Here is a 5,454-nt window from a genome sequence, read left to right on the forward strand (position 1 = left end):
GATCGGGAACATGGATAGCCCTTTTAAGGACTACCCATTTCAGTTTGTAGACAAAAGGGGTTCGGAATTAAAAAATTCCGAACCCCTTTTGAAATCCCTTTAGAATTTTAGCCGGAAGGGCAATGGTAACCATCAAAGTGTTCATCGTAAACATAGTCATGTTTGCGAAAGTATCCTTTTTTTTGCGAGGACGTGTATAGGGGAAAGCAGGTGATTTCTTTGCTTAATAGGAAGCTAGTAATCGCTGGCGTTTTATAAGCTGCATCTGCGGCAACTGCTTCCGGTTTTCCAACCTTCTCAATCACTTGTTCAACAGTGTTCTAAGATATGACTGTCATGTGTATTACCCAGTGTTACAATCGTTCTTAATACAAAACCGTTGCGGTCTGCGGTCGAGTGGAATGAATAGGCAAACTGTTTTGTTCCTTCATCTCCCACATAATAGCCACTCTCAAGATCTGTTTTACTTTTTTTAATTGCTTTGTTTTCTACCTTATCAAATTTATCTGGTGGAAAAGGCTTTTTTTCATGGTTTTCACGATCTTGATTTATTTCATCTTGAAGGCGTCCTACCTCAGAATACATATCTTTTACCAAATCATAAATGAAAGAGAAGTCAATGGCCGCCTCCATTTTTTCGATCCAAGTGATTCACTGGAACCAATTGTTCAAAAGTAATCACTTCAAGTTGATCTCGCTGAATAGAATCATGTTTAGAAAGCATCCTCATCACCTCAAGTTTTTTTACTTTCATTTTAAAACAAAAAAGACTGAAAGCAAAAGAGGTTCTATCTAAATTTATAAACAAGTTGATTGGAGCGGAAGGTGCGAGACTCCTGCTTAGAAAAGCGTGTCTACGGGAGATCGTCCGCGGAAAGCGAGTGCCTGGAGGGGAAATTAACGTTTAAATTGTCTACATTCTGAAATGGATAGCCCTTTTTATTTTTTTGAGAAGTGAGCATCCAAATGAACAAATGGGAAGCCTGCTTGCAATTACACTGCGAAGGAAATTTGAAGAAAACCCCACTATTAATTGATAAATATTTCCAAGTGAAATATACTTTTTTTATAGGAACAACTTTTTTATAAAGAAGGAAACGCTTTTGCAACATGACCCCTATGTTTTGAATTTTAATTTAGTCTCGGTTTCTACTATCAGTATGGGGAAGAGGTGTTTTTTTTTGAAAAAATTATCTATAGGTGTTGTTACCTTTATGCTGTATTTTGTTCCTTCATCAAGTACTTCACCTGTAATTGCAGAAGTAAAACCAGATTACAGGCTTTATGTGATGGCCCCATTGGGCGAAATAACAGATTGGGATGCATTTAAAGCAGAGTTGGTTCAATTGAAGGAACATGGAGTATATGCAATAACAACAGATATATGGTGGGGAATGGTCGAAAGTAAAAAGGATAATCAGTTTGATTGGTCCTATTATAAAAAGTATGGGGAAGTAGTGGAAGCTTCCGGTTTAAAATGGGTGCCCATTTTATCTACGCATCAATGTGGCGGTAATGTGGGGGATGATTGCAACTATCCTATCCCAAGTTGGCTCTGGAATAAAGACACTGCCGAAAACATGGCCTTCAAGAGTGAAAAAGGTTATTGGAATAAAGAAGTACTTGCACCTTGGTGGGAAGGTACAGCCGTTCAATATGACGAATTGTACAAATCATTTGCAAAGAACTTTGCTGATAAAAAAGATCTAATCGTTAAAATATATCTTAGTGCAGGTCCAGCAGGAGAACTAAGATATCCTTCTTATCAAAATGCAGATGGTTGGGAATACCCTGAAAGGGGACAGCTTCAAGTTTATACGGAGGGTGCAAAACGGGATTTCAGGCTTGCCATGAAAGAAAAATATTCAACTATAAAAAAACTAAATGCATCTTGGGGCAAAAAGTATAAAAACTGGAATGAGATTCAACCACCTATTAATGGGGATGAGTTTTTCACTAGAGGTGGAGCAATCGACACACAATTCGGTAACGACTTTATGCAGTGGTATCAAGGTACTCTTGAAAAGCACCTTTCAAAAATCTCGAAATTTGCCCATAAACATTTTGATGAAGTCTTTAACGTACCAATTGGCGCTAAGATCTCAGGTGTCCATTGGAAAATGAATGATCCGCTCATGCCGCACTCAGCTGAGTATAGTGCTGGGTACTATAACTATTCCCAACTACTTGATCAATTTAAGAAGTCAAATATGGCCCTTACATTCACTTGTTTGGAAATGGGAGATCAAAACGCACATACAGCACCATATTATAGCGCTCCAAAAACATTGGTTACCCAAATCGCTCATTTAGCTAATGAAAAAGGGATTTCTCTAAATGGAGAAAATGCACTCCCGGTGATCAATAATGAAGGGGGCTTTGATAATATTGCAGAAATGATTTTTAACTATGATTTTGAAGCCTTTACCTTCCTAAGAATGTCTAATTTATTCGATGAAGATGGAAATCCAACAGATGAGTTCAAGCTGATGGTAGATAAATTGGAAGGGAAATCGATAACCGTTACATTCACTGTTGAAAATGTACCTGCCAAACCGAATCATGGTGTTTACTTGATTGGTGATAGAGGGGAAATCGGCAGGTGGAAGCCTGAAGAATACGAATATAAGCTCACTCAAAATCCAGAAGGCAGCTGGAGCGGAACATTCCATTTAGCCGCAGATCGTTACTATGAATTCAAGTTCGTCATGAAAGATGAAAATGGGAATATTACATGGCAAGACGGCGAAAATAATAGCTATAAAACTCCTGTAAAGGGCAACGGAACCTATAAAACTTCATGGTAGATGAAGATTTAAAAAGCCTTGGAATAGGAAAGCAAAGGAACGGAACGGTTGAATGAAACTGGAAAACGATATCGCTATAAGATTCCAAGGAAATATAAAATGATGATTCAGAAAATCGTTTCTTCTATTTTACAAACCAAAATCAGTATGACTAACTAAGAAGGGCTTGTGGGAAGAATAGAAGGTATAGATCCCTTTTTTCGGCCCTCATGAAATGACGATCTTGAAATGTAACACTGATTGAAGGAGAGAAAAATCGCGGGAAATATTATGTAAGACTAATCGATTCTTAATTACTTTTAATAGACATGTTAACGATTTATTCGGGCAACTAGAAAGGGAGGAATGACATTAATGAAGACAATGATTACATGGGAAGGGGAAATGGCCTTTTCTGGCACAACACCCTCAGGGCATGAAATAAAGATGGATGCTGCCAAAGAATCAGGCGGAACAAATAGTGGAGCAAGACCTACAGAGTTACTTTTACATTCACTTGCGGGGTGTACTGGAATTGATATTGTAATGATATTAAAAAAAATGCGATTTGATACAACTGGTTTTCAAATAGAAATTGAAGGATCACGCGCAGAAAATCATCCAAAACGGTTTACCGACTTTCATATCCACTATATCCTCGAGGGGGAACTGCCTGAAGATAAAGTGGTCCGTGCAATTCAGTTATCGAAAAATACGTACTGTTCCGTATACCACTCATTGAATGCAAATATTATCATGAGCTATTCTATAAATGGTGTTAAAGGAAATAAAAAGTTATAAGGTTTAGTGTAAAGTATTTTATGTATTGACAAACAGCCTCCGTTTCCTTCACTAAACGGAGGCTGTTTTTGACAAAAATGATCATTTTGATGAACGGATACTTTAAACATAAAACATTAACTACCCTAACATGAAAACCCGAAGGAAGTTATTCCACGGAATGTCGATATCTATTTGGTTGGTGTACTACATCATTTAATTCTAAACCATTTATCGGTAAAGATGGTCTATTTAGTAAGCAAGTTAGTCAGCAAGTAATCTAAATGTAATCCTTTGTCATTGGAATACCCTTGATGTTAGGAGTTTATCGATATAAACTTTATATACTGTTGAGGAGTGGTTAAGTTGAAAGAGATAACAATAGACAAATTGAATTTCAAAGATCATTTATCTATGATAGAACAATATTCATTGAAAGATTTCATGTTTAAATGGCTTGGTAGCCCTGAAGAAGGATTAGATGATTTTCTTCCGCTTACGTACACAGATCATGTCTTTGCAAAAATGGAAACAACATTGGAAACAAAAATAAAGATTCATGGTGATGAAACTTTCAGATATGTCACCATTACGGAAGATAATCAGATTGTAATAGGGTGCTTAGATTCGAATCAAGAACTAAGGTTTAGAATTTTGTCTCTGGAGGAGCGTTTGAAAAGCTACTAAAATATTTATAGCCTTTACATTACGTTGTTAACTTTCCAGATTTAATTTATGTATTCAGATAAAAAAGACCATTCCTTATCAATTTAAGGAATGGTCTTTTTTTATTGTTCATTACGTACACGCGACCAAGAAGGTGAACTTCTCCCCTTTTAACGGAATGTTTGAACTGTTCCCAGCATTAAAAGGCCTTTATAGTTTTCATTTGCGCCTGATATACAGGGTTACTTGAATTTTTAGAGTTCAGTGTTTTTCCACCTTGTATTGACATGAGTTTGTTACTCATTAATTTATTGCGTTTGGATTTATTTTACAAAATCAAAACGATTATCTATTTTTCTAGTGTAATATAAAAGAATGCAAGTTGATTAAAACTCTTGAGGGGGAATAGGGATGAGCGAGACGTGGGCGAGTTCAATAAAAACGCTTTTGAAAGAAACGTTTGAGGGGCCGGGAAATGGAGGGAGTTATTATACTGATTCAAGATCTAATACAGGTATTTTTGGTACACTTGAGGGCTTAACCGCAGAAGATGCTTCACTTTCCATAAATGGTTCCACAATAGCTGCTCACTCGGACCATACACGTTATTATTTATGGGTAATTCGAACAATGATACGTGGCGTAGATTTTGAAAAGGATTGGGATGCTAGCTGGACCATAACTCAAGTTGATGAGGAGAAATGGTCGGAAATCAGGAAGGGATTACACAGGGAATACGTAACTCTTTTGACCGAGATCGATACAATCGATTTAGAGAATTGGCTGACAAATGTCAACGCTACCATTGCCCACTCGGCTTATCACCTTGGAGCATTAAGACAAATGATAAAGACGCTTGAAATTGAAAAGTGATATAACCTAATAAGGATTTCTAAATAGAGTATGAAATCCTGACTTAAACCCAGCACCGAATGCTGGGTTTATATTTAGTTTTTAGAGTCTACCTTTACGTTATACTCCACTAGTCCAATTGCAACGCAACCTTGTAAACATTGGTTTCATGCGTTTTGAAATACATAAATTTGTAGGTAATTGTTAGATTGTGTCAGATTTTATGAATAATCTTTTACATTTTAAAGGGTTCAAGTCCTAATTGGAGAAGTATTATTATCAAGATGTTTTTTTAGCCGAGGATTGTTAACTGCATGAATATCGACAAAAAGGAGGACTACTAATTAAAAAACAGCTGTATAAATTACTT

The 5,454-nt window shown here is 36.5% G+C and carries 4 protein-coding genes and 1 pseudogene; 4 read left to right on the top strand and 1 reads right to left on the bottom strand.

All coding sequences use genetic code 11. The features are described from left to right. Nucleotides 1–110: 110 nt before the first annotated feature. A pseudogene (locus ACFWE9_RS25715) lies at nucleotides 111–567 on the bottom strand (transposase); the annotation flags it as partial. Between the two features lie 614 nt (nucleotides 568–1,181). Between ACFWE9_RS25715 and ACFWE9_RS25720 the strand changes: the two are divergent. The 4 genes from ACFWE9_RS25720 (at nucleotide 1,182) to ACFWE9_RS25735 (ending at nucleotide 5,105) form a co-directional block, all read left to right on the top strand. Then, nucleotides 1,182–2,807: a family 14 glycosylhydrolase gene (locus ACFWE9_RS25720; RefSeq protein ID WP_377359480.1), complete on the top strand. Its 1,626-nt coding sequence runs from the start codon at nucleotides 1,182–1,184 to the stop codon at nucleotides 2,805–2,807. A 354-nt stretch (nucleotides 2,808–3,161) separates the two neighbouring features. Beyond that, nucleotides 3,162–3,587: an OsmC family protein gene (locus ACFWE9_RS25725; protein ID WP_230155942.1), complete on the top strand. Its 426-nt coding sequence runs from the start codon at nucleotides 3,162–3,164 to the stop codon at nucleotides 3,585–3,587. A gap of 345 nt (nucleotides 3,588–3,932) precedes the next feature. Beyond that, on the top strand, nucleotides 3,933–4,253 hold the full coding sequence (locus ACFWE9_RS25730) for a hypothetical protein (protein ID WP_230155944.1): 321 nt from the start codon (nucleotides 3,933–3,935) through the stop codon (nucleotides 4,251–4,253). A gap of 390 nt (nucleotides 4,254–4,643) precedes the next feature. Continuing rightward, nucleotides 4,644–5,105 carry a hypothetical protein gene (locus ACFWE9_RS25735; RefSeq protein WP_377359482.1) on the top strand — a complete coding sequence of 154 codons (462 nt, stop codon included), beginning with the start codon at nucleotides 4,644–4,646 and terminating at the stop codon, nucleotides 5,103–5,105. Nucleotides 5,106–5,454: the final 349 nt, after the last annotated feature.

The organism is Peribacillus sp. NPDC060253 (assembly GCF_042727425.1).
In the GTDB taxonomy this organism is placed as follows: Bacteria; Bacillota; Bacilli; order Bacillales; family DSM-1321; genus Peribacillus.

Excerpts from the sequence above, each read along its gene's own strand:
- ACFWE9_RS25725 (WP_230155942.1), top strand. The coding sequence starts at position 3,162 with ATGAAGACAATGATTACATGGGAAGGGGAAATGGCCTTTTCTGGCACA.
- ACFWE9_RS25735 (WP_377359482.1), top strand. The coding sequence starts at position 4,644 with ATGAGCGAGACGTGGGCGAGTTCAATAAAAACGCTTTTGAAAGAAACG.